We start from the raw sequence: 23751 nt of genomic DNA, 5'->3' as shown, positions 1-23751 counted from the left end.
CGCTGGTTTCCCGGCCGAATCTACCATAGCCCACGCCGGAGGACATGCTTGCGTGATCGGCCATGCTCTGCGAAGACCGAATCATGCAATCCGAAGAGCCCCGCTATTGGGAAGACTACGAAGTCGGCAAGAAATACCCGCTCGGCTCGACCAGCTTCACGGCCGAGGAAATCATCGAGTTTGCCGAGAAGTTCGATCCACAGACCTTTCACGTCGATGCCGAAGCCGCGAAATCCTCGCTCTTCGGAGGGCTTTGCGCCTCCGGCTGGCACGTCGCGGCCAAGCTGATGAGGCTCTTCGTCGACAACTACGTCGACAAGCGAACGGCGCTGGGCTCTCCGGGTATCGACGAGCTGCGCTGGTTGAAGCCCGTGCGGCCGGGCGACACGCTCACGGCCTGGGTCCAATGCGCCGACAAGGTCCCGTCGAAGAGCCGCCCGACGCTGGGCGTGATCCACGAGCACTGGACGGCGGTCAATCAGAACGGCGAGTTGGTCATGACCTCCAAGGGGGTCAACATGGTGCGTAGGAGGCCGGTATGAAGCGTGCGGTAAAGGGTCTCGACCATGTGGTGGTCATGGTCGACGGCATCGACGCGGCCGAGGCTGCCTACAGGAAGCTCGGCTTCCAGGTCCAGCCGCGGGGCTTCCACAAGAAGCTCGGCACGGCCAACCATCTGATGATCTTCGACACCGACTACTTCGAGATACTGGGGATCGTCGAGGATACCGAATTCAACGCCGAGCGCCGCGAATGGCTGAAGGGCGGCGGCGGTCTTGCCAACGTCGCCCTGGCGACCGACGGCGCGGACGTGGCCTACGAAGCCTTCAAGGCGGCCGGCCTCAATCCCGATGCGCCGCTCTTCTTCGACCGCGCGGTCGAGGTGGCGGGAAAGACGGAACTCGCCAAGTTCCGCACCGTGCGGATCCCCAAGGACAACATGCCGGTCGTCGGCTTCTTCGTGTGCGAGCACCAGACGCCTGAATTCGTCTACCGGCCGGAATGGGCGGCTCATCCCAACGGCGCGCGCGGCATCCTGGGAGTCACCGTGATCGCCGAGCAGCCGGCCAAATGGATTCCCGAACTCGAAAAGTATTTCGGACCGGACTCGGTCAAGCGCGAGGGCGAGGGGCTGGTGGTCGACACCGGTACCCAGCCGATCCGCTACATGACGCCCAAGGATTATGCCGTCCGTTATCCCGGCATCACGCCGGTACGCGCGGGCGACCATCCGGCGCTGCTCACGATTCGCGTCGAGAATCTCGCGGCCTGCGAGGACCTGCTGAAGAAGAACGGCGTCAAGTACACCAAGCCCGATTCCGGGCGGCTGGTCGTCCCGCCGTCCGAAGCCGCGCATCTCACCCTGGAATTCTCGGAGCTCTAGTCTTCATGGCGTTCGATCTTGCCGACCGCGGCATCTACGGCTTCTCGACCACCGAAAACCTGCGCTTCGCGGACGTCGACGCCAACGGGCACATCAACAACGGTGCCTTTCTCGAGCTGCTGGAGAATGTGCGAGTCGCCTACCTGCGCCAGATCGTGCGGACGGGCCTGCCGCGCTTCCGCCTGGTCGTCGGCCGCATCGAGGCCGACTTCAAGCGCCAGATGTTCTATCCCGGCACGGCCGTGGCCTGCTGCCGCCTGATCGAGGCGCACGACCGCAAGTGCGTTGTCGGCCAGGGCCTGTTCGACGGCGAGGGAAACTGCACCGCCGTTCAGAAGGTGATCATGGTCTCCCTGAACGAGGAGACGCATCGCGCCACTCCGTTCGATCCCGTGGTACGAGCGATGCTCGACCGTCTCGCAGCCTCGAAGGACGGGCTCGATCCATGACCGGCGTACCGGAGGGCTTCCGCAAGCTCGACGTCACCGACGACTTCGTGGGGCTCGTGGGGCCGCTCTGGTTCAAGGCGGAAGAGGACGGTCTCAGGATCGGCCTGCCGCTGGAGAAGCGGCACGGCAATCCGATGGGCTGGGCCCATGGCGGGCTGCTGGTCACCGTCGCCGACATGGTGATGGGCGTGGGCTCCGGCTTCTCGACCGGCCTTTTCTGGCCGCATCCCACGATCTCGCTGACCAGCGAGTTCGTGCGCGGCGCCAAACTGGGCCAGTGGCTCGAGGGTAAGGCGCGCATCGCGCGGCGCACGATCAACTTCTGCTTCGCCAGTTGCGATCTCGTCTGCGGCGGCGAGATCGTCCTGGTGGCCTCGGGCGTCTTCAAGGTGCCCGACCCCGACAGGATCCCCGAAGCCGCGCGTGCCGTCGCGCTGGCGCCGCCGTGGAAGGCCTGAGCCTCCTGTCATCCTGAGCGAAGCGAAGGATCTCACGTCCGCCAGAGGAGTACTTCAGTCGTTCCGTCAGGTCCTGCGCTTCGCTCAGGACGACTCTATTTTTTTACCTTCTTCCGCCGGTAGATCCGGTAGCGGTCGAAGTCCATCAGGTGTTCGTAGTTCTCGAAGGCGTCGGCGAACACCCGATTCTGCAGGAAGTATTCGAGGTAGTCGAATTCCTTGCCCTGGCAGCGCGGCACGCCGGCGATGCGGTCGACGATCAGCAGGTCGGGGTGCTCACGGGCGAAATCCTCGCTCAGCGTGTCGAAGACGAACTTCTCGGAATCGCCCATCGTGTCGGGCGGATTGTAGAGGGCGGGGAAGTCGTCGCAGCGCGCATAGACGCCCTGCAGCACCCACATGGTCAGGAACCGGGTGGTCATGCGGCCGCCGATATAGTTCACCATCGGCCAGAACGGATAGATGCCCGGCGACAGGACCAGGATGGTCCGGTTCGGTGCGTTCTGTTCGATGATGTGCTGCAGCCGGCCGCCGATCGAATCCTCGAACTGGCGCTGCTTGTAGAAGGGCGGCGTGTAGAGGGCGGCCTGAAAGTAGAGCAGGACCATGAAGGTGGCGCAGATCACCGCCACCGGCAGACGATGGGCGCTGCGGCTGATCGGCAGGTAGCGGTCGACGGTCTGGGAGACAGTGAGGGCTGCGAGGAGAATGGCGGCCGAGAGCGCGGGTAGCACGTGATAGGGCCAGCCCTTGGCCTGGCCGATGGCCGAGAGGGCCGCGCCCACGCCGAAAACCACGAGGACTCGCGCGGCGATGGTCTTGGTGAAGACGATGGCGAGCAGGCCGAAAATCGCAAGCGCCAGCAGGGTCGGCCCCAGCACGTTGCTGGTCAGCACCTCCCGCCACCCCGACTCTCCAATCGGCGCATAGGCCTCGACCGCCAGCGGCAGGACAAAATGCCCGAACTCGGGGAAGACCAGGTACATGATCGCCAGGTGAGCCACAGCCATCAGGCCGATTGCCCACGGGATCGGGTCGGTGAAAGTCGGGTGCACGCCGCGCCGGAACAGCAGGTAGAGCTCGACCGCAGCCGGGATGGCGAGATAGTGCGGCTTCATGGCGAGCGCGACGCCGGCCACGAGGCCTACCAGGATCGAGGCGAAGCGTGACGGGTTCACGCCCTCGGCGCGCGCCATCGAGGCGATCAGGTAGGGTGCGCAAGCCACGAACATGATGTGCTCGCGCTGACCGAAATGCTCGTTGGGGAGTACGGAAAACAGGAAAAGCAGAACCGGCGGCAGCAGCGCCTCGGTGAGCGCGTGGTCGGCCGACGGAACGAGACGGATGAGTCGCCGGCAGGCCCAGAAGGAGGCGAAGATGCCGGCCACCACCCAGGCCGTGAACCAGAAGGCCACCGTGCCGGGCAGGAGCCGGGCCGTCAGCACCGGCAGTCCGTGCACGATGAAGGTCAGGGGCAGGTTCTCGTCCAGCACCTCGACATAGAGCTTCTCGCCGCCGATCCAGCGGGTCGACACATCGAGGATGGCGGCGACATCGTGGTTGATGGGCGGGAAGAAGTATCCCGCCAGCCATAGGATCGGCAGGGCGAACAGCGGGACCAGAAGAAGCTGCTCGACGCGCGGGGGGATCGTGGGAGGTTTGGTGTGAACGGTTGGCAAGGCGGAAGGAAGATATCATAAGCGGACGGGAAGAGGAGACTTCCCCGGGAGAGGCCACTTCGTGGAACGGGCCGAATACGAGCATATGCATGCGGTCGAAGACCGCATGTGGTGGTATCGCGGCCTGCGCCGCCTGGTCGCGGACCAGCTTGCCCGGACGCTGTCGCGATCGCGGGCCGTTGGCGCAGTCCTGGATGCCGGATGCGGCACCGGAGGAATGCTGCGGGTTCTGGGCCCGGCCGTCGCCAGCCGGCCGACCATCGGTCTCGAATACGATCCCGTGGCCGCGGGCCTGGCGAAGGCCAAGGCGGATCGTCCGGTGGTCTCGGGGTCGGTCAATGAGTTGCCCCTCGGCAATGGAACCCTCGGCGCCTATGTCTCGCTCGACGTACTCTGCCACGCCAACGTCGACCCGGCGCGTGCCCTGAAAGAAGCGTATCGCTGCCTTGGACCGGGCGCGATCGCGGTCTTTAATCTGCCGGCCTATTCCTGGATGCTGTCGGCCCACGACAGGCGTGTGCACAATGCCCGGCGCTTCACGCGCGGGGAGGCCCGTGCCCTGATCGCTGCGCCGGGCTTCCGAATCCTCCGTGCCAGCTATTGGAACACCTTGCTGTTTCCCTTGATGCTCATCCACCGGCTGGCCGAGCGTGGCGACGCCGAGAGCGACGTGCGCGACTATCCGCGCTGGCTCGACGCAATCTTCTCCACTGCGCTCGCCATCGAGCGCGCCGCCCTCGGCGCCGGGCTCAGCCTGCCGTTCGGCGGTTCCCTCATGATCGTGGCGGTGCGTGATGCTTGAGAATTCCGACCAGACGCAGGCGCCTTCGCCCGCCCTGTCCATCGTCGTGCCCGTCTATAACGGCGCGGCGACCGTGGGCGAACTGGTGAAGGCGCTGCGCGCCCTCGAGATCGAGGGCGGGCTGGAAGTCGTCCTGGTGGTCGACGGCAGTCCGGACAACAGCCTCGACGTCTGCAAGCAGCTCGCGGCCGAGCCCGGGGCTCCGGTGACGGTTCTCAGCCTCAGCCGAAACTTTGGCGAGCACAATGCGGTCATGGCGGGCTTCGCGCGGGCGCGCGGGGCCTACACGATCACCATGGACGACGACCTGCAGAACCCGCCCGAGGAAGTCCGCCGCCTGTTCGAGCATGCACGCGACGGCAACTACGATGCGGTCTACACCTACTATGAAGAGAAGAAGCACGCGGCCTGGCGCAATCTCGGCAGCCGCTTCACCAACTGGTGCGCCGACAAACTCATCGACAAGCCGCCGGGCCTCTATCTCTCGAGCTTTCGCTGCGTTTCGCGCTTCCTGCGCGAGCGGGTCGTGTCGAGCTACGAAGGGCCGGCACCCTATGTCGACGGCCTGATCTTCCAGATCACCCAGAATGTGAGCCGCCTGCAGGTCAACCATCTGCCGCGGGCGGAAGGGCGCTCGAACTACACGCTGCGCCGCCTGCTGCGACTGTGGCTGGCGATGTTCCTGAACTTCTCGGTGATGCCGCTCCGCATTGCGACGATTCTCGGCCTGGTCTTCGGCGCCCTGGGCGCCCTGGCCGCGGGAATCACGATCGTCGAGGCGATCATCTCCGACAGGGCGCCGCAGGGTTGGGCGTCGCTGATGGTCGCGGTGCTGGTCCTCGCGGGCGTGCAGCTGCTGGTGATCGGCATGATCGGCGAATATCTCGGCAGCATGTTCCTGGCGGTGAACCGCAAGCCGCAATACCTCGTGCGCGAAGTGATCAGGCGTGGAACGGGAAGCGAGGGGGCGGCAGGGCTCGACATCGAGCGGCCGAAGGTCGATACGCGGGCGGCCGGCCAGCCGCATCGCGAACCTTCGCATGAGCCACCACGCGAGCCGCGCCACAGGGAGAGCTGAAGCATGACGGTCTACTACGTGGCGCTCGCGATCGGCGTTCTGGCCGGGATCGGCGGACAGATCCTGCTCAAGACCGGCGCGGACGCGCCCGACTTCGTGAGCCAGTTGCTGCGCCCCTCGACGATCGCGGGCCTGGCGCTCTACGGTTCGGCGGCCTTCCTCTACATCATCGCTCTGCGGAAGATTCCGGTTTCGGTGGCTTTTCCCAGCGTGTCGCTCTCCTATGCGATCGTTGCAGTGGCCGGCCACTTCCTTTTCGGTGAGCCGTTCGGCATCAAGCAGATCGGCGGCATCGCTCTGATCGTGGGCGGTGTCGTCCTCATCAACCAGAGCTGAGGGGCCTTCCCGTGAACTACGAGCAGATCAAGTACGAGACCAAGGACGGTATCCTCACCATCACCCTCAACCGTCCCGACAAGCTCAACGCCTTCACCGGCAAGATGCTGTCTGAGCTACTCGACGCGATGGACCGCGCCGACCGCGACGACGATGTGCGCGCGGTCGTGTTCACCGGTGCGGGCCGCGGCTTCTGCGCCGGTGCCGACCTCTCGGGCGGCGCCAACACCTTCAATGCCGAGAATCGCGGACCGGTCGATCCCGGCCTCGACGGCCATCGCGATGGCGGCGGTCTGTTCACGCTGCGCCTCTACGAATCGCTGAAGCCGACCATCGCCGCCTGCAACGGACCGGCGGTCGGCGTCGGCATCACGATGCAGCTGGCGATGGACATCCGCCTTGCCTCGGAGGCGGCGCGCTACGGCTTCGTCTTCACGCGCCGCGCCATCGTCATGGAAGCCTGCTCGAGCTGGTTCCTGCCGCGCCTCGTGGGCCCGCAACAGGCGCTGGAATGGGTGATGACCGGCCGCGTCTTCTCCGCCGAAGAGGCGCTGAACGGCCGGCTGGTGCGCTCCCTCCACAAGCCCGACGATCTCCTGCCGGCCGCCTATGCGCTGGCGCGCGAGATCGCCGACAACACCGCGCCGGTCTCGGTGGCGCTCAATCGCCAGATGATCTGGAAGATGCTGGGCGCCGACCATCCGATGGAAGCCCACAAGGTCGATTCCAAGGGTATCTATTCGCGCGGCAAGTCCGAAGACGTGAAGGAGGGCGTGACTGCCTTCCTCGAGAAGCGTCCGGCTCGCTTCCCCATGAAGGTGAGTGACGGCATGCCGTCCTACTTCCCGTGGTGGCCGGAGCGGAAGTTCAACTAGGCGGGAGCCTGCGGTGGACGAACGGCTCGAGCGCAACAAGCGGACGGTCACGGAATTCTACGACCTGATGTTCAATCGGGGCCGTCCGCGCGAGGCGGTCGAGCGCTATGTCGGCGCCGATTACATCCAGCACAATCCCGGGGTCGCCAGCGGGAAGCAGGGCTTCATCGACTATTTCGAAGAGGCCGCCCGCGAATATCCCGGCAAGCGCGTCGAGTTCAGGCGGGTGATCGCCGAAGGCGATCTCGTCGTCCTGCACTGCCGACAGGACTGGCCCGGCGATCATGTCTGGGCCGGCATCGACATCTTCCGCCTCGATAGCGAGGGCAAGATCGTCGAGCACTGGGACGTCTTGCAGATCGTGCCGGAAAAGGCCGCCAATCCGAACGGGATGTTCTGACGTCCTGCGCTGATCGGTTGCCGCGACGGTTGGCTTGCGGCAAGCTGCCGGAAAACAAGCCTGTCGCGGAGGAAACGAATGACCAAGCTGCAGATGCGGCGCCGGACCTTGCTGGCGGCCGCCCCGATGATGCTTGCGGCCCCCCATGTCGCGCGGGCGCAGGCCAAGCCCGAGAAGAGCAAGGTCATCCTGGCCGTCGGCGGAAAATCGGCACTCTATTACCTCTCGCTGACGATTGCCGAGCGCAAGGGCTTCTTCAAGGAAGCCGGCATCGACGTCGAGATCAACGACTTCCAGGGCGGCGCCAAGTCGCTGCAGGCCCTGATGGGCGGCAGCGCCGACGTGGTCGCCGGCGCCTACGAGCACACGATCCGCATGCAGCAGCGCGGCCAGGACGTGACGGGCTTCGCCCTGATCGGCCGCGGCATGCAGATCTGCATCGCGCTGCGCAACGACGTCGCCGCCAGGGTGAAGGGCCCGGCCGACATCAAGGGCATGAAGTTCGGTGTCACGGCGCCCGGCTCCTCGACCAACATGCTGCTGAACTTCTGGGCGGCCAAGGGCGGGCTGAAGGCCAGCGATGTCGTGGCCATCGGGGTCGGCGCCGGTGCGTCGGTCATCGCCGCGGTCGAGAAGGGCGAGGTCGACGGTGTCTCCCAGACCGATCCCGCGCTCACCATCCTGACCGACAAGAACCTGGTGAAGGTGGTCGTCGATACGCGCACGACCAAGGGCAATCAGGAAGTGTTCGGCGGTCCCTTTCCGGCGGCCAGCCTCTATTCGCAATCGGACTTCATCAAGAAGAACCCCGGAACGACCCAGGCGCTGGCCACCGGCATCGTGCGCGCCAACCAGTGGCTGCAGACGGCCACGCCGGCCGATGTCGCCAATGCGGTGCCTGAGGGCTACCTGCTGGGCGACCGGGCGGTCTACGAGAAGTCGTTTGCGGGCGTTCGCGAGACGATCTCGCCGGACGGCACCATGCCCACCGGTGCGATGGAGAATTGTCTCAAGTTCCTGGCGGAGAGCGATCCCGGCATCAAGGCCGGGTCGGTCAAGCTCGCCGACACCTGGAACAACGAGTTCGCCCAGCGCGCCGCCAAGCGCAGCTAGTCAGACGTGACCATGACGAAGGAAGTGCCGGCGCTCGCGCTGGCCGACATCACCTGTCGCTTCGCCGCCCGCGACGATGCGAGCAAGGCCTACACCGCTGTCGCCAACGCCACGCTGAACGTCGCGCGTGGCGAGTTCGTGTCGGTGGTCGGACCGACCGGCTGCGGCAAGTCCACCCTGCTCAACGTCGCGGCGGGGCTGCTGGAGCCGTCGTCCGGCACGGTCGAGGTGTTCGGCGAGCGGTTGATGGCGGCCAACGGGGTGAACCGGCGCGCGGGCTACATGTTCCAGGCCGATGCGCTGATGCCGTGGCGCACCGGCATCGACAATGTGATCGCCGGCCTCGAATTCCGCGGCGTGCCGCGGGCCGAGGCGATCGGGCAGGGCCAGGCGTGGCTGCGCCGTGTCGGCCTCGCGGGATTTGGCGACCGCTATCCGCATCAGATGTCGGGCGGGATGCGCAAGCGCCTGGCGTTGGCCCAGACACTGATCCTCAGCCCCGACATCCTGCTGATGGACGAGCCGTTCTCGGCGCTCGACGTGCAGACGCGCCAGCTCATGGAGAACGAACTGCTGGCGCTGTGGGCCGAGGACCGCAAGTCGGTGCTGTTCATCACCCACGATCTCGAGGAGGCCATCGCGCTCTCCGACAGGGTCGTGGTCCTGTCGGCCGGCCCGGCGACGCGGCCGATCGGCGATTTCAGGGTCGATCTGCCGCGGCCGCGCGATGTCTCGGAAATCCGCATGACGCCCGCCTTCCTCGACCTGCATCGCGAGATCTGGGCGGCGATGAAGGAAGAGGTGCTGAAGGCCTATGCGCAGCAGAAGGCGATCTGAGATGCGGCTCAGGGTCCTGCAACTGCTACTCCTCGGCCTGTTGATCGCGGCCTGGTACGTGATGACCGCGCCGGGGCTGATCCCACCCTTTTATTTCGACAAGGCCAACCGGGCCGCCTTCTTCTTCGGCGAGCCGCAGAAGGTCTTCTGGGTGATCGTCGACTGGTTCGCGAGCGGCGAGATCTTCCCCCATCTCGGCATCACCCTGCTCGAGACGGCGCTGGGCTTCACGATCGGCGCGGCGTCGGGGCTGGGCATCGGGCTGTGGCTGGCGCTGTCGCCCACCGCCTCGGCGATCACCGATCCCTACATCAAGGGTTTCAATTCGATGCCGCGCGTCGTGCTGGCGCCGATCTTCGCGGTCTGGTTCGGCCTCGGCATCTGGTCGAAGGTGGCGCTGGGTGTGACGCTCGTCTTCTTCGTGGTGTTCTTCAACGTCTACCAGGGCGTGCGCGAGGTCAGCCCCAACCTGATCGCCAATGCCCGCATGCTGGGCGCCTCGCAGCGCCAGCTCCTGCGCTCGATCTACCTGCCGAGCGCCATGAGCTGGGTGTTCGCCAGCCTGCACAATGCGGTGGGCCTGGCCTTCGTGGGTGCGGTGGTCGGCGAGTATCTCGGCTCGTCGATGGGGGTGGGCTACCTGATCCTGCAGGCCGAGGGCACGTTCGACATCAACACGGTGTTCGCCGGCATCCTTGTGCTGACCGCATGCGCCCTCGTGCTCGACAGCCTGGTCGGCGTCGTCGAGCGCCGGCTGATGACCTGGCAGCCCAAGGCGGGACAGACGGAGAAGGTCTAGCTACCTGCCGGTAAACCGCGCGGCCCGCTTCTCGAGATAGTGGGCGACGCCTTCCTTGAAGTCCGAGGTCTGGAAGGACAGCTCCATTTCGTGATTTGCCTGGACCGTGGCTTCAGCCAGGGTCTGGAACTGGGCTTCCCACAGCTGGCGCTTCATCACCGCCACCGAGCGCGGCGAGACCGTGTTGGCCAGCAGAGTCCCGTAGGCGCGGGCCTCGGCCAGCAGCTTGTCGTCGGGGATGACCCGGTTCACGAGGCCCATCGCCAGCGCCTCGGGCGCGCGGAACTTGCGGGCCGAGCAGAGCAGATCGAGCGCGGTCGGCAGGCCGACCAGTCGCGGCAGCAGCCAGCTGATCCCGTGCTCGGCGATCAGGCCGCGCTGGGCGAAGGCGGTGGTGAAGACGGCCGATTCCCCCGCGAAACGCAGGTCGGCATAGAGCGGGATCACCATGCCGAGCCCGGCAGCCGGGCCGTTGATGGCGGCGATGATGAACTTCGGGATCGCCGGGAAGTAGGAGTAGTTCATCCTGAACTCGGGCAGCGTGCTGCCGCCGGGCAGTCCCTCCTGGGCTTTGGAAGAGCGGTCGGCCGAGGCGCCCGAGCCGATCGCCTGAAGGCCGCCCATATCGGCCCCGGCGCAGAAGCCGCGGCCGGCACCGGTCAGGATGATCGCCCGAACCTCGGCATCGGCGCCGGCCTCGTGCATGGCGTCCTTGAGGTCGAGGTGCATCTGCCGGGTCCAGGCATTGAGCTTCTCGGGGCGGTTGAGCGTGATCGTGCAGACGCGATCGGCGACGTCGTAGAGGACGGTCTCGTACGCCATATGGGGGTCTCCTCCTGTGCATTCTTGTGAGTGGCATGATGGGCAAAAGGCCGCGACGATACAAACGCGGAGGAGAGTGCCGGCCACGACAGGTGCGCGCGCCCGGTAATCTTGCAGTCTGTGCGAAATTAATGAAAAAGAGGCGGTAAATGGCAAAGCGAGAGTTCGCCCATCCCAGCGAGATGCAGAAGCACGTGGGAGAGGAAATCGGCGTGAGCGACTGGGTCGAGATCACGCAGGAGCGGATCAACCTCTTTGCCGATGCGACCGGCGACCATCAATGGATCCATGTCGACGTCGAGCGCGCCAAGAAGGACATGCCGGGCGGCAAGACCATCGCCCACGGGTTCCTGACCCTGTCGCTGATCCCGATGCTCAGCCAACAGATTTCGCAAATCAACAACGTGCGCAACGGCATCAACTACGGCTGCAACAAGGTGCGCTTCACCAGCCCGGTGCCGGCCGGCTCGAAGGTGCGGGCGCGCGCCAAGCTGCTTGCGGCCGATCCGATGGACAAGGGCGGTGTCCGCCTGACCAACCAGGTCACCATCGAGATCGAGGGCCAGGAGCGTCCGGCCTGCGTCGCCGAGACCATGGCCATCGTCTACGGCACCTGAGGCACTGCGGTTGCTGACACGCGAGGACCTGACGTCGGAGCGGATCGACCAGATCGTCGCCGACGCCCGAGCCGCCGGCTACGACTTCTTCCTGTCGTCGCCGGAGCGCGAGGCCAGCCTCAACGAGGCGTTGCTCGATCATCCGCCGGGCGAGGAGACCTGGATCTTCGCCTACGGCTCGCTGATGTGGAATCCGGCTCTCGACTATGCCGAGGTCCAGCCTTGCCGGGTGGACGGCTGGCGCCGGTCCTTCTGCTTCTGGACGCCGATGGGGCGGGGCACGCCCGAACTGCCGGGCCTGATGCTGGCGCTGGCCGATGGCGGACAGTGCGAGGGCATCGCCTATCGACTGTCGCCGGGACTGGAACGGCAGGAACTGGGCCTCCTGTGGAACCGCGAGATGCTGGCGGGCGTCTACAAGCCGCTCTGGGTCCCGACCAGGCTGCGGGACGGTCGCACCGTCAGCGCCGTGACCTTCGTGGTCGAGACCGGGCATTGCCAGTATTGCGGCGACCTGCCGATCGAGCGCGCGGCCTATCACATCGCCTTCGCCGAGGGCCGTCGCGGCGCCTGCCGCGAATACCTGATGAACACGGCGGAGCATGCACGGTCGCTGGGCATCCACGATCCCTATCTCGAGGAACTGGTGGAGCGCGTCGTCCGGCTGCGGGAAGAGCAGGCACCCGATACGGCCGTCGCCTGAACCGGCCGCACCTAGCCTCTCGGAAGCCGCTGTATTGCAGAGGATGCGGGGTAGCAGGGCCTGTGACATAGTCGCGGCGTGTCCGCTCTCGTAGCCCGCTGGCTCGCGCTGCCGCCGAATTTGCGCGGGATCCTCTGGGTCGCTTTCTCGGGCGTCCTGTTCGCGCTGCTGAACGTCTTCACGCTGATACCGGCGCAGCATCTCAATCCCTATGTGATGGCGTTCCTGCGCTATTTCTTCGGCGCGCTGTTCCTCGTGCCGATCGTGATGCGGCTTGGCCTCTACCGTTCGCTGCACACGAGGCGGCTGCCGCTGCACATCTCGCGCGGCGCCATCCATACCGCGGGCATGATGCTGTGGTTCGTGGCGCTGCCGCTCACGACCCTGGCCGAGATCACGGCGCTGGGCTTCACCGGTCCGATCTTTGTCACGATCGGCGCCGCACTGTTTCTCGCCGAGAAGGTGCGCCTGCGGCGCTGGATGGCCGTCATCGTCGGCTTCATCGGCGCCATGATCATCATCCGGCCGGGCTTCGGCGACATCCATATCGGCGTCATCTGCATCCTGATCTCGACGCCGATCTTCTCGGCCTCGAACCTGATCTCCAAGGCGCTGGCCCGTACCGATTCGGCGACCACGATCGTGATCTGGCAGAACATCGTGATCGTCGCCTGCGCCCTGCCGTTCGCGCTGTGGTTCTGGCAGACGCCGCAATGGGGCGACATCATCTGGTTCCTGCTCGCAGGGGCGGCTGGTACGCTCGGCCATATCTGCCAGCAGCGCGGCTACCAGCTCGCCGACATCACGCTGCTGCAGCCGATCGGCTTCCTGTCGCTGATCTGGAACACGATGCTGGGCTATTTCCTGTTCTTCCAGAAGCCCGACGTCTGGACCTTCGTCGGCGCGGCCGTGATCTTCGCCAGCGCCCTCTACATCTCCCACCGCGAGGCGGTGCGGCGCGCGCAGATCAAGACGGCGGCTTCACAAGCCACTCCGGAGGCTTGAAGTCCTTCAGATGACCCACCACGACCTCATCCTGAGGAGCGCCCCGCAGGGGCGCGTCTCGAAGGATGGGAACCCGCACCTTGTCCGCTGCCCATCCTTCGAGACGCATCGCTGCGCAATGCTCCTCAGGATGAGGTCAGGGCTGGTCTTTGGAGAAGAAAGCCCGAAGGATCAGCCGCCGGTCACGCTCATGTGGCGGGGGACGGCGGGGCCGCTGTGGCGGCGGTCGATGATGAAATCGTGGCCCTTGGGTTTGCGCGCGATCGCCTCGGTGATGGCGCGGTCCAGCACCTCGTCGCTCTCCGACGCGCGCAGCGGGGCGCGCAGGTCGGCCGCATCCTCCTGGCCCAGGCACATATAGAGCGTGCCGGTGCAGGTGAGGCGCACGCGGTTGCAGCTTTCGCAGAAATTGTGGGTCAGCGGCGTGATGAAGCCCAGCCGTCCGCCGGTCTCCTCGACCCGGAAGTAACGCGCGGGGCCGCCGGTCCGGTAATCCGTCTCGGTGAGCGTGAAGTGGCGGGCGATCTCGGTGCGCGCCAGCGACAGCGGCAGATACTGGTCGAGCCGCGCCGCGTCGCCGATCTCGCCCATCGGCATGACCTCGATCAGCACGAGGTCCATGCCGCGGCCGTGGCTCCAGCGGATCATCTCCTCGAACTCGCCGTCGTTGACGCCGCGCAGCGCCACCGCGTTGATCTTGATGGCGAGCCCGGCGCGCTGGGCGGCGTCGAGGCCGCGCATCACCTGGTCGAGGTCGCCCCAGCGTGTGAGTTGGCGGAACTTGTCGGGATCGAGCGTGTCCATCGAGACATTGACCCGGCGCACGCCGATGTCGGCCAGCTCCTGGGCGTACTTGGCGAGCTGGCTGCCGTTGGTCGTGAGGGTCAGTTCTTCCAGCGCGCCGCTGTCGAGATGCTTTCCGAGCCCGCGGAACAGCGACATCACGTTCTTGCGCACCAGCGGTTCGCCGCCCGTCAGCCGCAGCTTCTTGACGCCGCGACGGATGAAGGCCGTGCACAGCCGCTCCAGCTCCTCGAGCGACAGGACTTCCGCCTTGGGCAGGAAGGTCATGTCCTCGGCCATGCAGTAGACGCAGCGGAAATCGCAGCGATCCGTCACGGAGACGCGGAGATACGAAATATGGCGGCCGAACGGGTCGATCATGGCTCTTCCGTTACGATGACGCCCGGATAATGGGCATGCGACATACCCCCTGCAAGGGGCGATTCCGGGGCCGAATTGGTCAGCAGCCGCAGGAGATTGTCGACCGTGTCGGCCTCGCCGGCCGGCTTGTCGGTCCGGATGCGGTTGATGCGCGGGAAACGCATGGCCACCCCCGATTTGTGCCGGGTCGAGCGGGCGATGCCGTCGAAGGCGATCTCCAGCACCAATTTCTGCTCGACCTCGCGGACCGGGCCGTAGCGGTTGGTCGTATGGTCGCGCACCCATTTGTCCAGCCAGCGCAGTTCCTCGTCGGTGAAGCCGAAATAGGCCTTGCCCACGGGGGCCAGCTCGCGTCCGTCCGATGCCGCGTCGCGCCAGCAGCCGAAGGTGAAATCGGAGTAGAACGAGCTGCGTTTGCCGTGGCCGCGCTGGGCATACATCATCACGCAGTCGGCGAGCATGGGATCGCGCTTCCATTTGAACCACGGGCCCTTGGGCCGGCCGGACAGATAGGCGCTGTCGCCGCGCTTCAGCATCAGCCCCTCGATGCCGTCGGCCCGCATCTCCTCGCGCTTGGTGGCGAGCTCCGCCCAGTCGGCGAAGGTCACCAAAGGTGAGAGGTCGAAGCGCGGCCGTTCCTTCTGCGCGATCCAGGCTTCGAGGCGGATGCGGCGCGCATCGAAGGACAGGCCGCGCAGGTCCTCGCCCTCGAGCCACAGCACGTCGTAGAGGCGGACATGCGCCGGATGCTCCTTCAGCATCTTCGGGGTCACCGTCTTGCGGTTGAGCCGCTGCTGCAGGTCGTTGAACGGCGCGACCGCCGTGTCGCGACGCACCAGCAGTTCGCCGTCGAACACGCCCTCGAAGTCGATCGCCTCGATGATGTCGGGAAAGGCCCCGGACACATCCTCGCCGGCGCGGCTGTAGAGACGCTTCAAGCCGCCGGACGCAGCGACCTGGACGCGGATTCCGTCCCATTTCCATTCGGCCCGGAAATGCGCGGGATCGAGCGCGTCGAGTTCGCTGCGGTCGATCGGATTGGCCAGCATCGCCGGCAGGAAGGCAGCCCCGGCGTTGGACTGCGGTCGCGGCGCGTCCTGCAGCAGCCAGTCGAACAGCGGCCGGTAGGGTGCTTCCAGCCCGTGCCAGACCTCCTCGACGGTATCGACCGGCTGGCTGCCGATATTGGCTACCGCCTGCTTGGCGAGGCGCGCCGAGACGCCGACCCGCAACGCGCCCGTGAGGAGTTTCAGCAAGGCCCAGCGGCCGGTCGAATCGAGCGCATCCAGCCAGCGCTGCAGGATTGCCGGCGTCTGCGTGCGCGTGGCCCGCTGCAGCGTCTCGACGACGTCGGCGAGGGTCGGGGGCGGACCGGCGGCAGGGTCGGTCTCCCAGATCAGCGCCAGCGTCTCAGCGAGGTCGCCGACATAGTCGTAGGAGAGGGCAAACAGCTCCTCGCCGATCTTCTCCTGGCCGAAGCCGCGCAGCAGCGCGGGCTTGGCCGACGGAAAATCGAGGCCGCCGGTCAGCGCCGCCAGCGCCCAGCCGCGATCGGGATCGGGCGTCTCGCGCAGGTAGGTCTCGATCAACCGCAGCTTGGCGTTACGGGCCGGTTGGAAGGAGAGGGAGTCGAGAAGGCGGGCGAAGGCCTGCACGGTTCAGGACTCCTCTTCCTCGCGGCCGGCGAGGTGCAGCGCCTCGGCGTCGATGCCGAGACCGCGTGCATAGTGGACGAGCGCCTCCTCGCGGCCGTGCGTCACCCAAACTTTCGGCGCGCCGACATCCTTCAGGGTTTGCGTGAGTTCCGGCCAGTCGGCGTGATCGGAGATCACCAGCGGCAGTTCGGCGCCGCGTTGCCGGGCGCGCGCGCGGACGTTCATCCAGCCCGAACACACCGCGGCGATCGGCTCGGCGAAGCGCCGCGACCAACGGTCGGCGAGGGCCGAGGGCGGGCAGAGCACGATGGCGCCCTTGAACGTCTCGAGGATCGCCTCGGAGACGGGCGCGACATCGCCAAGATCGACGCCATGATCCTGGTAGAGCTTGCACAGGGACAGGAGGCCACCATGCAGCCAGATGCGCTTGTCGTAGCCGGCCTCGCGCAGCAGGCGGATGACCCTCTGGCACTTGCCGAGCGCATAGACGCCCACCAGATGAGTGCGCTCGGGGAACGTGTCGACGGAGCGCAGCAGCTTGCCGATCTCGCCGGCATCGGAGGGATGATGGAAGACCGGCAGCGCGAAGGTCGCCTCGGTGATGAACACGTCGCACGGTACGGGCTCGAACGGCGGACAGGTCGGATCCGGCCGGCGCTTGTAGTCGCCCGACACGACGATGCGCTGGCCCTTGTATGCCAGCACTGCCTGCGCCGACCCGAGAATATGACCGGCCGGCGCGAAGCCGACCTCGACATCGCCGATGCGCACGCTCTCGCCGTATTTCAGGGCCTGCTGGTCGGTGTCGGGCATGTCCTGGAAGCGCGTGCGCATGATCGCCAGCGTCTCCGGCGTCGCCAGCGCCTTGCGATGGCCCGGCCGCGCATGGTCGCCATGCCCGTGCGTGATCACCGCACGCGGCACGGCAAACGCCGGATCGATATAGAAATCGCCCGGTTCGCAATACAGGCCGCGCGGCGTCGGATAGAGCCACGTACGGGGATTCAGGGTCTCGGTTGCCGTCGTGATTGCCATGGCTACTGATGCATCCTCCCCCACAGATATGGGGCTTCCCGCATGTTATGCAGGGGGTGCTGGCGAGTTTGACAACATTCCCAGGTGTTGGCATTTTTGCCAACACAATGAACGCCACGCTGATCGTTCGCTCCAAGACGGTTACCGCTGAAGGAGACATTATCGAATTCGTTGTGTGGCGTGTTCCAGTCCCTGTGCCGCCAAGCCGGCATGATTTCAAGTATCGTGCGGCTTATGTCGTCGAAGGGAAACGGGTCGTCGGCTTCGACAACGAACGTGGCAAGGGAGACCATAAGCACGTCATGGGCCACGAGACGGTTTACCGGTTCACGTCGGTCGAGCAGATGATCGAGGATTTCATCAGTGAGGTCGATGCCATTCGGAGGCAAAGATGACGAAGCGCACCTTAACCATCCGGCTAAAGCAAGATTGGAAATCCAGCCTGAGAGCCGCAGCCCGCAAGGCGGCCAGCAAGAATTACCAGGGTGAGGAACTCCATTTTGAGACGGCTGCTGTTTTCTTTTCCAAGCTCACTGAGCGGCGATGGGACCTCATCGGTGCTTTGCAAGGAAAGGGCGCGATCTCGATTAGAGAGCTGGCACGCCAATCCAAGCGCGATGTTAAGCGTGTGCATGAGGATGTGGCTACTCTGGTCGAATTGGGCATCTTTGAGCGAGAGGCCTCGGGCGTCTCATGTCCGTTCGACCTGATTCACGTCGACTTTGAGATTGCCAGAGCGGCTTGAGGTTGGTTGCGGCACAGTTGCTTCCCGACCTGTTTGCACGCTGGTTCGAAAGTCGCGGCTGGGCGCCGCGGCCGCACCAGTTGGCACTCGTCGATCTGGCGCGGCAGGGCAAGAGCGCGCTGCTGATCGCGCCGACCGGCGGCGGCAAGACGCTGGCGGGTTTCCTTCCGTCACTGATCGAACTCACCGAGCGGCGGCAGGCCGGCCAGGATCTCGCCTACAAGAAGGGGCAGGGGGAGCTGCACACGCTCTACATCTCGCCGCTCAAGGCGCTGGCGACCGACATCCGCCGCAACCTCGAACAGCCACTGGCCGAGATGCAGCTGCCGGTGCGCGCCGAGAGCCGGACCGGCGACACGCCCCAGAGCCGGCGTCTGCGCCAGCGCGAGCGGCCGCCCGACCTGCTGATGACGACGCCGGAATCGCTGGCGCTGCTGCTCTCCTATCTCGATGCGGCGAAGTTCTTCGCCAGCCTCAAATGCGTGATCATCGACGAGCTGCACGCCTTCGCCACCAGCAAGCGCGGCCATCACCTGGCGCTCTGCCTGTCGCGGCTGGCGACGCTGGCGCCACAGGCCCGCTTCGTCGGCCTGTCCGCCACAGTGGCCGATCCGCCGGAACTCGCCGGGTTCCTGAACCTGCGCGACGAGCCGGTGGAGATCGTGATGGGCGAACCCGGCGCGCCGCCGGTCGTGTCGATCATCGACGCGCACGAGCGGCTGCCGTGGGGCGGCCATATGGGGCGCCATGCGGTGCCCGAGATCTACAACATCATCCGGCAGCACAAGACCTCGATCATCTTCGTCAACACGCGCGCCCAGGCGGAGCTGGCGTTCGATGCGCTGTGGCGGATCAACGACGACAATCTGTCGATCGGCCTGCATCACGGGTCGCTGGCTGTCGAGCAGCGCCGCAAGGTCGAGGCGGCGATGGCGGCGGGCAAATTGCGCGCGGTGGTCGCGACCTCGTCGCTCGATCTCGGCATCGACTGGGGCGATGTCGACCTCGTCATCCAGATGGGCGCGCCCAAGGGCGTCAGCCGCCTGATGCAGCGCATCGGCCGCGCCAACCACCGGCTCGACGAACCCAGCCGCGCCATGATCGCGCCGGCCAATCGCTTCGAGGTGCTGGAATCGCTGGCGGCGCTCGAAGCGATCGAGGCGCGTGAACTCGACGGCGATCCGCCGCGGCCGCCCTGCCTCGACGTGCTGGCCCAGCACATCGTGGGCTCCGCCTGCGCCCAGCCGATCGACCGCGAGGCCTTCTTCGCCGAGGTGCGCCGCGCGCAGCCCTATCGCGACCTGCCGCGCCAGGATTTCGACGATACGTTCGACTTCGTGGCGACCGGCGGCTACGCGCTCGCGGCCTACGATCGCTGGCATCGGCTGAAGCAGCTTCCCGACGGGCGCTGGATGCTGGCCTCGCCGCTGGTGGCCAAGCAGTTCCGCATGAATGTCGGCACCATCGTCGAGTTGCCCCTGATGAAGGTGCGACTGCGGCGCGGCGCGGTGCTGGGCGAGGTCGAGGAGGGTTTCGTGCAGGGGCTGGTGCCGGGCGATACGTTCGTGTTCGCCGGCCGCCTGCTGCGCTTCGAGGGCGTCAAGGAACTGGCGGCGATCTGTTCGCCGGCCTTCAGCGGCGATCCCAAGGTGCCGGCCTATGGCGGCGGCCGTCTGCCGCTCTCGACCTTCCTGGCCGCGAGGGTGCGCGGGATCCTGCAGGATCCGCTGAAGCATCCCAAGCTGCCGGCCGAAGTGCAGGAGTGGCTGCGCATCCAGGTTTTCCGCTCGATGCTGCCGCCGGCCGACAAGCTGCTGGTCGAAGGCTTCCCGAGGGGCGGCAAGCAGTTCCTGGTCGCCTATTGCTTCGAGGGCCGCAATGCGCACCAGACGCTCGGCATGCTGCTGACGCGGCGCATGGAGCGCATGGGCCTGCGGCCGCTGGGCTTCGTTGCGACCGACTATGTGCTGGGCCTGTGGGGCTTGCGGCCGGCCTCGCCGAAGCAGCTCGACGAGCTGTTCGACGAGGACATGCTGGGCGACGATCTCGAAGCCTGGATGGACGAATCCAGCATGTTGCGGCGCTCGTTCCGCAACGTCGCGGTGATCGCCGGCCTGATCGAGCGACGCTTCCCCGGCGAGGAGAAATCGCGCCGCCAGGTCACGTTCAGCTCCGACCTCATCTACGACACGCTGCGCCAGCACGAACCCAACCACATCCTGCTGCGCGCCACGAGGCAGGACGCGGCCTGGCAGCTCGCCGACCTGAAACGACTGGGCGACTTGCTGAAGCGCGCCAAGGGCCGCATCGTCTATCGTCGCCTCGATCGCATCTCGCCGCTCGCCGTGCCGGTGCTGCTCGAGATCGGCAAGGAACGCGTGCTCGACGGCACCGCCGAGGACGAACTGCTGGACATCGCCGCGCAGGAGCTGATCGACGAGGCGACGCGTCTCTGACGAACGTCGGAGCAGCTTCAGTGGAAGTCCCGGCTCTGGATGCGAATCTTCGGCCGATCGAGGACGATGCGACTGCGGTCGTAGTCGGGCTTGGCGCTTGGCTTGGCGGGGACAGTCCTGCTGGAACGGTGGCGCGTGGCATTGGCCTCCGCGACCTTCACCCGGCGGTCTCCCGGATCGCTGCGGACGTCATCGCCGCGAGGATGGGTCAGGTGAAACAGGTCGAGTTCGGAGATCGAATCGAGTTCGGCCGAAAGGTCCCAGATCTCCTCGGCGACGAGGTGGATCACCTTGTACTGCTTCTCTCCCTCGCACTGGATGCGTCCTCGCACGCCAACCATGCGCGCGCCCATCACGACCCGGCGATAGGCTTCGAACACGGTGGGCCAGACCACGAGGTTGGCGATGCCGAACTCGTCTTCGAGGGTGACGAACACCACGCCGGAGGCGGTCCCCGGTCTCTGGCGGACCAGCACCAGGCCGGCCAGGGTGAGGACGTCGCCGTTCCTGGCGGATCCCAGTGCCTCGGTACTGGAAATCCCCTGCTGGGCGAAGGTCTGCCGCAGCAGCTGCATCGGATGGGAGCGCAGCGACAGGGAGAAGCTGCTGTAATCGTCCACCACCTGCTCGCCCAGGGTGAGACCGGGCAGGATGACGGCGGGTTCCAGGTCGCGCACCCGCGGTTGGGTGTCGAGCAGGGGTAGCTGCCCCTCCGCAAAGCCGCGCACCGCCCACAACACGTCGCGGCGTGTGAGGCTGAGCGACGCGAAGGCATCGGCGCGGGCCAGGGCGATGATCTGCTTTTTGCTGAGACCGCTACGCCGCCACAGGTCGGCGGGATCCCCATAGGGAGTCGCGCCACGGCGTTCGACCATCCTGTCCGCCGCCTCCTCGGAAAGGCCCGTCACCTGGCGCAGGCCGAGGCGTAGGGCGCAGCGATTGTTCTTCCCCGATTCCAGGGTGTAGTCCCGGTCGCTGGCATTGATGTCGGGCGGCAGTATCTCGACGCCATGATCGCGTGCGTCGCGCACGAGCTGGGCGGGCGCATAAAAACCCATCGGCTGCGAATTGAGCAGCGCCGCGGCGAAGACCTCGGGATAGTAGTGCTTCACGTAGGACGAGGCATAGACCAGGATCGCGAAGCTCGCGGCATGGCTTTCCGGAAAGCCGTATTCGCCGAACCCCTGGATCTGCTTGAAGCAGCGCTCGGCGAAGTCCCGGTCGTATCCGTTCTCCACCATGCCTTCGATGAAGGGCTTCTCGAACTTGTGGATGGTGCCGTTGTGGCGGAAGGTCGCCATGGCGCGGCGCAGCCTGTCGGCCTGCTCCGGCGAGAAGCCGGCGCCGACGATGGCGATCTGCATCGCCTGTTCCTGGAAGAGCGGGACGCCCAGGGTTCTTTTCAGGACCGCTTCCAGGTCGGTCTTCGGATAGACGACGGCCTCGGGATTTGCGCGATTCTTCAAATAGGGATGCACCATGCCGCCCTGGATCGGCCCCGGCCGCACGATCGCCACCTCGACGACCAGGTCGTAATACTCCCGGGGCTTGAGACGCGGCAGCATCGACATCTGTGCCCGGCTCTCGACCTGGAAGACGCCGACCGAGTCGGCGCGGCACAGCATCTCGTAGACGCTTGGATCGTCCGGACGCATGCTGAGATCCAGCTTCTTGCCAAAATGCTCCTCGATCATCGTGAAGCTCTTGCGCAAGGCCGTCAGCATGCCGAGCGCCAGCACGTCGACCTTGTAGATGCCCAGCACATCGAGATCGTCCTTGTCCCATTCGACGACGGTGCGCTTCTCCATTGCCGCGTTCTGGATCGGCACCAGCTCGTCGAGCCGGTCCTGAGTGAGAATAAACCCGCCGACATGCTGGGAGAGGTGGCGCGGGAAGCCGCACAGGGCCGACGAGAGTTCGAGCGCCAGCATGATGCGCGGATCGACCGGATCGAGGCCGGCTTCCCGCACATGCTCTATCCGCACGCCGCCCGAGCCCATGCCCCACACCGTGTCGGCCATCACCCCCACCGTATCGGGCGAGAGGCCCAGCACCTTGCCGACCTCGCGGATGGCGCTGCGGCTGCGGAACGAGATCACCGTGGCGGCCAGGGCGGCCTTGGAGCGGTGCTTCTCATCGTAGATCCACTGGATGATCTCCTCGCGACGCTCATGCTCGAAATCGACGTCGATGTCGGGCGGCTCGTCGCGGGAATTGGACAGGAAGCGCTCGAACAGAACGTCCGTCTCGGCCGGATTGACCGACGTGATGCCGAGGCAGTAGCAGACGGCCGAATTGGCGGCCGAGCCGCGGCCCTGGCACAGGATGCCGCGCCTGCGCGCCTCCGCCACGATCTCATGCACCGTCAGGAAGTAGGGGGCGATATTCTTGAGATCGATGAGCGCGAATTCCTTACGGATCGTGCCGGCCACCTCCGGGGGAACGCCGTCGGGATAGCGCCAATCCGCGCCTTCCCAGGTCAGCCGCTTCAGCTTGTCCATGGGGGTTTCGCCCCCTTCGTAAACGACCGGATACTGATAGGTGAGTTGGCGCAGCGAGAAGGTGCAGCGATCTGCGATCTCCTGCGTGGCGGCGATGGCGTGCGGATGACGGCGGAACAGGCGTGCCATCTCGGCCGGCTCCTTGAGATGGCGCTCGGCACTGGCAAAGCGGCGGAAGCCCAGCGCCTCGACGGTGCAGCCCACCCGAATCGCCGTCACCACGTCCTGCAGCGCTCGCCGCTCCGGCACGTGATAGTGCACGTCGTTGGTGGCCACGAACTTCATTCCCATCTCGCTGGCGAGATCGTCGAGCTGGGCCAGACGCCGCGCATCGTCGCCCCGGAACAGCATGGTACCGGCCAGGTAACAGCGGTCGCCGAACAACTCCGCGAGGCGTCGCAGCCGGTCGCGGAAGGCCGGGTCCTCCGGCTTGCGTGGCGGCAGAACGATCGCCAACAGGCCTTCGGCATGTTCGGCGAGATCGTCGAAGCCGATGTCGCACTGCCCCTTCTCGGTGCGCCGGTTGCCCAGCGTCAACAGCCGGCAGAGGCGCTTGTAGGCATCGAGGTCGGTCGGATAGGCGAGCAGCGAATAGCCGTCGCGTGTTTCGAGGCGGCTTCCGACCAGCAGCTTGATCCTGTCCTTCGCGGGGTCCTTCGGGTTCTCCTCGTCTCGTGACGCCGCGAAGGCGCGAACGACGCCGGCCAGGGTGTTGCGGTCGGTGATGCCGATGGCGCTATGGCCAAGCTCGATCGCCCGTTCGACCAGTTCCTGCGGATGCGAACCGCCGCGCAGGAAGCTGTAGTTGGTCGTGACCTGGAGCTCGGCGTAATCCATG

Annotated in this window: 24 protein-coding genes; 18 read left to right on the top strand and 6 right to left on the bottom strand. The window is 66.0% G+C overall.

The window, feature by feature from the left end; translation table 11 throughout:
* The first annotated feature begins 83 nt into the window (after positions 1 to 83).
* From ACO07K_RS15765 to ACO07K_RS15750, 4 genes are read left to right on the top strand one after another with little or no spacing between them, the layout of a single operon-like run.
* On the top strand, positions 84 to 542 hold the full coding sequence (locus ACO07K_RS15765; RefSeq protein ID WP_422029393.1) for a MaoC family dehydratase: 459 nt from the start codon (positions 84 to 86) through the stop codon (positions 540 to 542).
* On the top strand, positions 539 to 1384 hold the full coding sequence (locus ACO07K_RS15760; protein ID WP_422029391.1) for a VOC family protein: 846 nt from the start codon (positions 539 to 541) through the stop codon (positions 1382 to 1384). Before ACO07K_RS15765 ends, ACO07K_RS15760 begins: the two co-directional genes overlap by 4 nt.
* A 5-nt stretch (positions 1385 to 1389) precedes the next feature.
* On the top strand, positions 1390 to 1833 hold the full coding sequence (locus ACO07K_RS15755; RefSeq protein WP_422029389.1) for an acyl-CoA thioesterase: 444 nt from the start codon (positions 1390 to 1392) through the stop codon (positions 1831 to 1833).
* Positions 1830 to 2291: a PaaI family thioesterase gene (locus tag ACO07K_RS15750; RefSeq protein WP_422029387.1), complete on the top strand. Its 462-nt coding sequence runs from the start codon at positions 1830 to 1832 to the stop codon at positions 2289 to 2291. The genes ACO07K_RS15755 and ACO07K_RS15750 overlap by 4 nt, the downstream gene beginning before the upstream one ends.
* A gap of 95 nt (positions 2292 to 2386) precedes the next feature.
* Here the strand turns inward: ACO07K_RS15750 and ACO07K_RS15745 are convergent, their stop codons facing one another.
* On the bottom strand, positions 2387 to 3970 hold the full coding sequence (locus ACO07K_RS15745; RefSeq protein ID WP_422029385.1) for a hypothetical protein: 1584 nt from the start codon (positions 3968 to 3970) through the stop codon (positions 2387 to 2389).
* A 61-nt stretch (positions 3971 to 4031) separates the two neighbouring features.
* On the opposite strand from ACO07K_RS15745, the gene ACO07K_RS15740 reads away from it, so the two are divergent.
* The 8 genes from ACO07K_RS15740 to ACO07K_RS15705 all read left to right on the top strand — a co-directional run bounded on the left by ACO07K_RS15740 (position 4032) and on the right by ACO07K_RS15705 (position 10210).
* Positions 4032 to 4772, top strand: coding sequence for a class I SAM-dependent methyltransferase (locus ACO07K_RS15740; RefSeq protein ID WP_422029383.1), 741 nt, complete (start codon positions 4032 to 4034; stop codon positions 4770 to 4772).
* Entirely contained in the window at positions 4765 to 5850 is a 1086-nt protein-coding gene (locus ACO07K_RS15735) for a glycosyltransferase family 2 protein (protein WP_422029381.1), read from the top strand. The genes ACO07K_RS15740 and ACO07K_RS15735 overlap by 8 nt, the downstream gene beginning before the upstream one ends.
* A gap of 3 nt (positions 5851 to 5853) precedes the next feature.
* Complete coding sequence (locus ACO07K_RS15730; RefSeq protein ID WP_422029379.1) at positions 5854 to 6186, top strand: DMT family transporter; 333 nt, start codon at positions 5854 to 5856, stop codon at positions 6184 to 6186.
* A gap of 11 nt (positions 6187 to 6197) precedes the next feature.
* Positions 6198 to 7061 (top strand): crotonase/enoyl-CoA hydratase family protein, encoded by an 864-nt coding sequence (locus ACO07K_RS15725; RefSeq protein WP_422029377.1) that lies wholly within the window; start codon positions 6198 to 6200, stop codon positions 7059 to 7061.
* Between the two features lie 13 nt (positions 7062 to 7074).
* Positions 7075 to 7461, top strand: coding sequence for a nuclear transport factor 2 family protein (locus ACO07K_RS15720; RefSeq protein ID WP_422029375.1), 387 nt, complete (start codon positions 7075 to 7077; stop codon positions 7459 to 7461).
* 78 nt (positions 7462 to 7539) lie between these two features.
* Positions 7540 to 8574, top strand: a complete 1035-nt coding sequence (locus ACO07K_RS15715; RefSeq protein WP_422029373.1) for an ABC transporter substrate-binding protein — start codon at positions 7540 to 7542, stop codon at positions 8572 to 8574.
* 12 nt (positions 8575 to 8586) lie between these two features.
* The gene (locus ACO07K_RS15710; protein ID WP_422036663.1) at positions 8587 to 9411 is read left to right on the top strand and encodes an ABC transporter ATP-binding protein; all 825 of its coding nucleotides are present in this window, start codon (positions 8587 to 8589) and stop codon (positions 9409 to 9411) included.
* 1 nt (position 9412) lies between these two features.
* Positions 9413 to 10210, top strand: a complete 798-nt coding sequence (locus ACO07K_RS15705) for an ABC transporter permease (protein WP_422029371.1) — start codon at positions 9413 to 9415, stop codon at positions 10208 to 10210.
* Here ACO07K_RS15705 and ACO07K_RS15700 read toward each other — a convergent pair whose 3' ends face one another.
* On the bottom strand, positions 10211 to 11032 hold the full coding sequence (locus ACO07K_RS15700; protein ID WP_422029369.1) for an enoyl-CoA hydratase: 822 nt from the start codon (positions 11030 to 11032) through the stop codon (positions 10211 to 10213).
* Positions 11033 to 11181: 149 nt separating this feature from the next.
* Between ACO07K_RS15700 and ACO07K_RS15695 the strand changes: the two genes are divergently transcribed.
* From ACO07K_RS15695 to ACO07K_RS15685, 3 genes are all read left to right on the top strand, one after another.
* Positions 11182 to 11649, top strand: a complete 468-nt coding sequence (locus tag ACO07K_RS15695; protein ID WP_422029367.1) for a MaoC family dehydratase — start codon at positions 11182 to 11184, stop codon at positions 11647 to 11649.
* A 10-nt stretch (positions 11650 to 11659) separates the two neighbouring features.
* Entirely contained in the window at positions 11660 to 12352 is a 693-nt protein-coding gene (locus tag ACO07K_RS15690) for a gamma-glutamylcyclotransferase (protein ID WP_422029365.1), read from the top strand.
* Positions 12353 to 12430: 78 nt separating this feature from the next.
* Positions 12431 to 13357 (top strand): DMT family transporter, encoded by a 927-nt coding sequence (locus ACO07K_RS15685; RefSeq protein ID WP_298308231.1) that lies wholly within the window; start codon positions 12431 to 12433, stop codon positions 13355 to 13357.
* Between the two features lie 171 nt (positions 13358 to 13528).
* Here the strand turns inward: ACO07K_RS15685 and moaA are convergent, their stop codons facing one another.
* The 3 genes from moaA to ACO07K_RS15670 are packed head-to-tail and all read right to left on the bottom strand — an operon-like array spanning position 13529 to position 17211.
* Entirely contained in the window at positions 13529 to 14521 is a 993-nt protein-coding gene (gene moaA / locus ACO07K_RS15680) for a GTP 3',8-cyclase MoaA (protein WP_422029363.1), read from the bottom strand.
* On the bottom strand, positions 14518 to 16176 hold the full coding sequence (locus tag ACO07K_RS15675) for a cisplatin damage response ATP-dependent DNA ligase (RefSeq protein ID WP_422029361.1): 1659 nt from the start codon (positions 16174 to 16176) through the stop codon (positions 14518 to 14520). The genes moaA and ACO07K_RS15675 overlap by 4 nt, the downstream gene beginning before the upstream one ends.
* Before the next feature lie 3 nt (positions 16177 to 16179).
* Positions 16180 to 17211, bottom strand: a complete 1032-nt coding sequence (locus tag ACO07K_RS15670) for a ligase-associated DNA damage response exonuclease (protein WP_422029359.1) — start codon at positions 17209 to 17211, stop codon at positions 16180 to 16182.
* A 107-nt stretch (positions 17212 to 17318) separates the two neighbouring features.
* Here ACO07K_RS15670 and ACO07K_RS15665 point away from each other — a divergent pair, with 107 nt between their 5' ends.
* The 3 genes from ACO07K_RS15665 to ACO07K_RS15655 are packed head-to-tail and all read left to right on the top strand — an operon-like array spanning position 17319 to position 20412.
* Positions 17319 to 17606 (top strand): toxin-antitoxin system TumE family protein, encoded by a 288-nt coding sequence (locus tag ACO07K_RS15665; protein ID WP_298307122.1) that lies wholly within the window; start codon positions 17319 to 17321, stop codon positions 17604 to 17606.
* Positions 17603 to 17956 (top strand): hypothetical protein, encoded by a 354-nt coding sequence (locus tag ACO07K_RS15660; protein ID WP_422029357.1) that lies wholly within the window; start codon positions 17603 to 17605, stop codon positions 17954 to 17956. The genes ACO07K_RS15665 and ACO07K_RS15660 overlap by 4 nt, the downstream gene beginning before the upstream one ends.
* Positions 17953 to 20412 (top strand): ligase-associated DNA damage response DEXH box helicase, encoded by a 2460-nt coding sequence (locus ACO07K_RS15655; protein WP_422029355.1) that lies wholly within the window; start codon positions 17953 to 17955, stop codon positions 20410 to 20412. Before ACO07K_RS15660 ends, ACO07K_RS15655 begins: the two co-directional genes overlap by 4 nt.
* A 17-nt stretch (positions 20413 to 20429) precedes the next feature.
* Here ACO07K_RS15655 and ACO07K_RS15650 read toward each other — a convergent pair whose 3' ends face one another.
* Positions 20430 to 23750, bottom strand: coding sequence for an error-prone DNA polymerase (locus ACO07K_RS15650; RefSeq protein ID WP_422029353.1), 3321 nt, complete (start codon positions 23748 to 23750; stop codon positions 20430 to 20432).
* Position 23751 lies beyond the last annotated feature (1 nt).

The organism is Reyranella sp. (assembly GCF_965228225.1).
In the GTDB taxonomy this organism is placed as follows: Bacteria; Pseudomonadota; Alphaproteobacteria; order Reyranellales; family Reyranellaceae; genus Reyranella.
This window is presented reverse-complemented; position numbering and strand designations above follow the sequence as displayed.

Bases quoted from the DNA above. Each gene is read 5' to 3' on its own strand.
- ACO07K_RS15765 (WP_422029393.1), top strand. From the start codon at position 84: ATGCAATCCGAAGAGCCCCGCTATTGGGAAGACTACGAAGTCGGCAAG.
- ACO07K_RS15760 (WP_422029391.1), top strand. From the start codon at position 539: ATGAAGCGTGCGGTAAAGGGTCTCGACCATGTGGTGGTCATGGTCGAC.
- ACO07K_RS15755 (WP_422029389.1), top strand. From the start codon at position 1,390: ATGGCGTTCGATCTTGCCGACCGCGGCATCTACGGCTTCTCGACCACC.
- ACO07K_RS15750 (WP_422029387.1), top strand. From the start codon at position 1,830: ATGACCGGCGTACCGGAGGGCTTCCGCAAGCTCGACGTCACCGACGAC.
- ACO07K_RS15735 (WP_422029381.1), top strand. From the start codon at position 4,765: ATGCTTGAGAATTCCGACCAGACGCAGGCGCCTTCGCCCGCCCTGTCC.
- ACO07K_RS15730 (WP_422029379.1), top strand. From the start codon at position 5,854: ATGACGGTCTACTACGTGGCGCTCGCGATCGGCGTTCTGGCCGGGATC.
- ACO07K_RS15715 (WP_422029373.1), top strand. From the start codon at position 7,540: ATGACCAAGCTGCAGATGCGGCGCCGGACCTTGCTGGCGGCCGCCCCG.
- ACO07K_RS15710 (WP_422036663.1), top strand. From the start codon at position 8,587: ATGACGAAGGAAGTGCCGGCGCTCGCGCTGGCCGACATCACCTGTCGC.
- ACO07K_RS15705 (WP_422029371.1), top strand. From the start codon at position 9,413: ATGCGGCTCAGGGTCCTGCAACTGCTACTCCTCGGCCTGTTGATCGCG.
- ACO07K_RS15700 (WP_422029369.1), bottom strand. From the start codon at position 11,032: ATGGCGTACGAGACCGTCCTCTACGACGTCGCCGATCGCGTCTGCACG.
- ACO07K_RS15695 (WP_422029367.1), top strand. From the start codon at position 11,182: ATGGCAAAGCGAGAGTTCGCCCATCCCAGCGAGATGCAGAAGCACGTG.
- moaA (WP_422029363.1), bottom strand. From the start codon at position 14,521: ATGATCGACCCGTTCGGCCGCCATATTTCGTATCTCCGCGTCTCCGTG.
- ACO07K_RS15670 (WP_422029359.1), bottom strand. From the start codon at position 17,211: ATGGCAATCACGACGGCAACCGAGACCCTGAATCCCCGTACGTGGCTC.
- ACO07K_RS15665 (WP_298307122.1), top strand. From the start codon at position 17,319: ATGAACGCCACGCTGATCGTTCGCTCCAAGACGGTTACCGCTGAAGGA.
- ACO07K_RS15660 (WP_422029357.1), top strand. From the start codon at position 17,603: ATGACGAAGCGCACCTTAACCATCCGGCTAAAGCAAGATTGGAAATCC.
- ACO07K_RS15650 (WP_422029353.1), bottom strand. From the start codon at position 23,750: ATGGATTACGCCGAGCTCCAGGTCACGACCAACTACAGCTTCCTGCGC.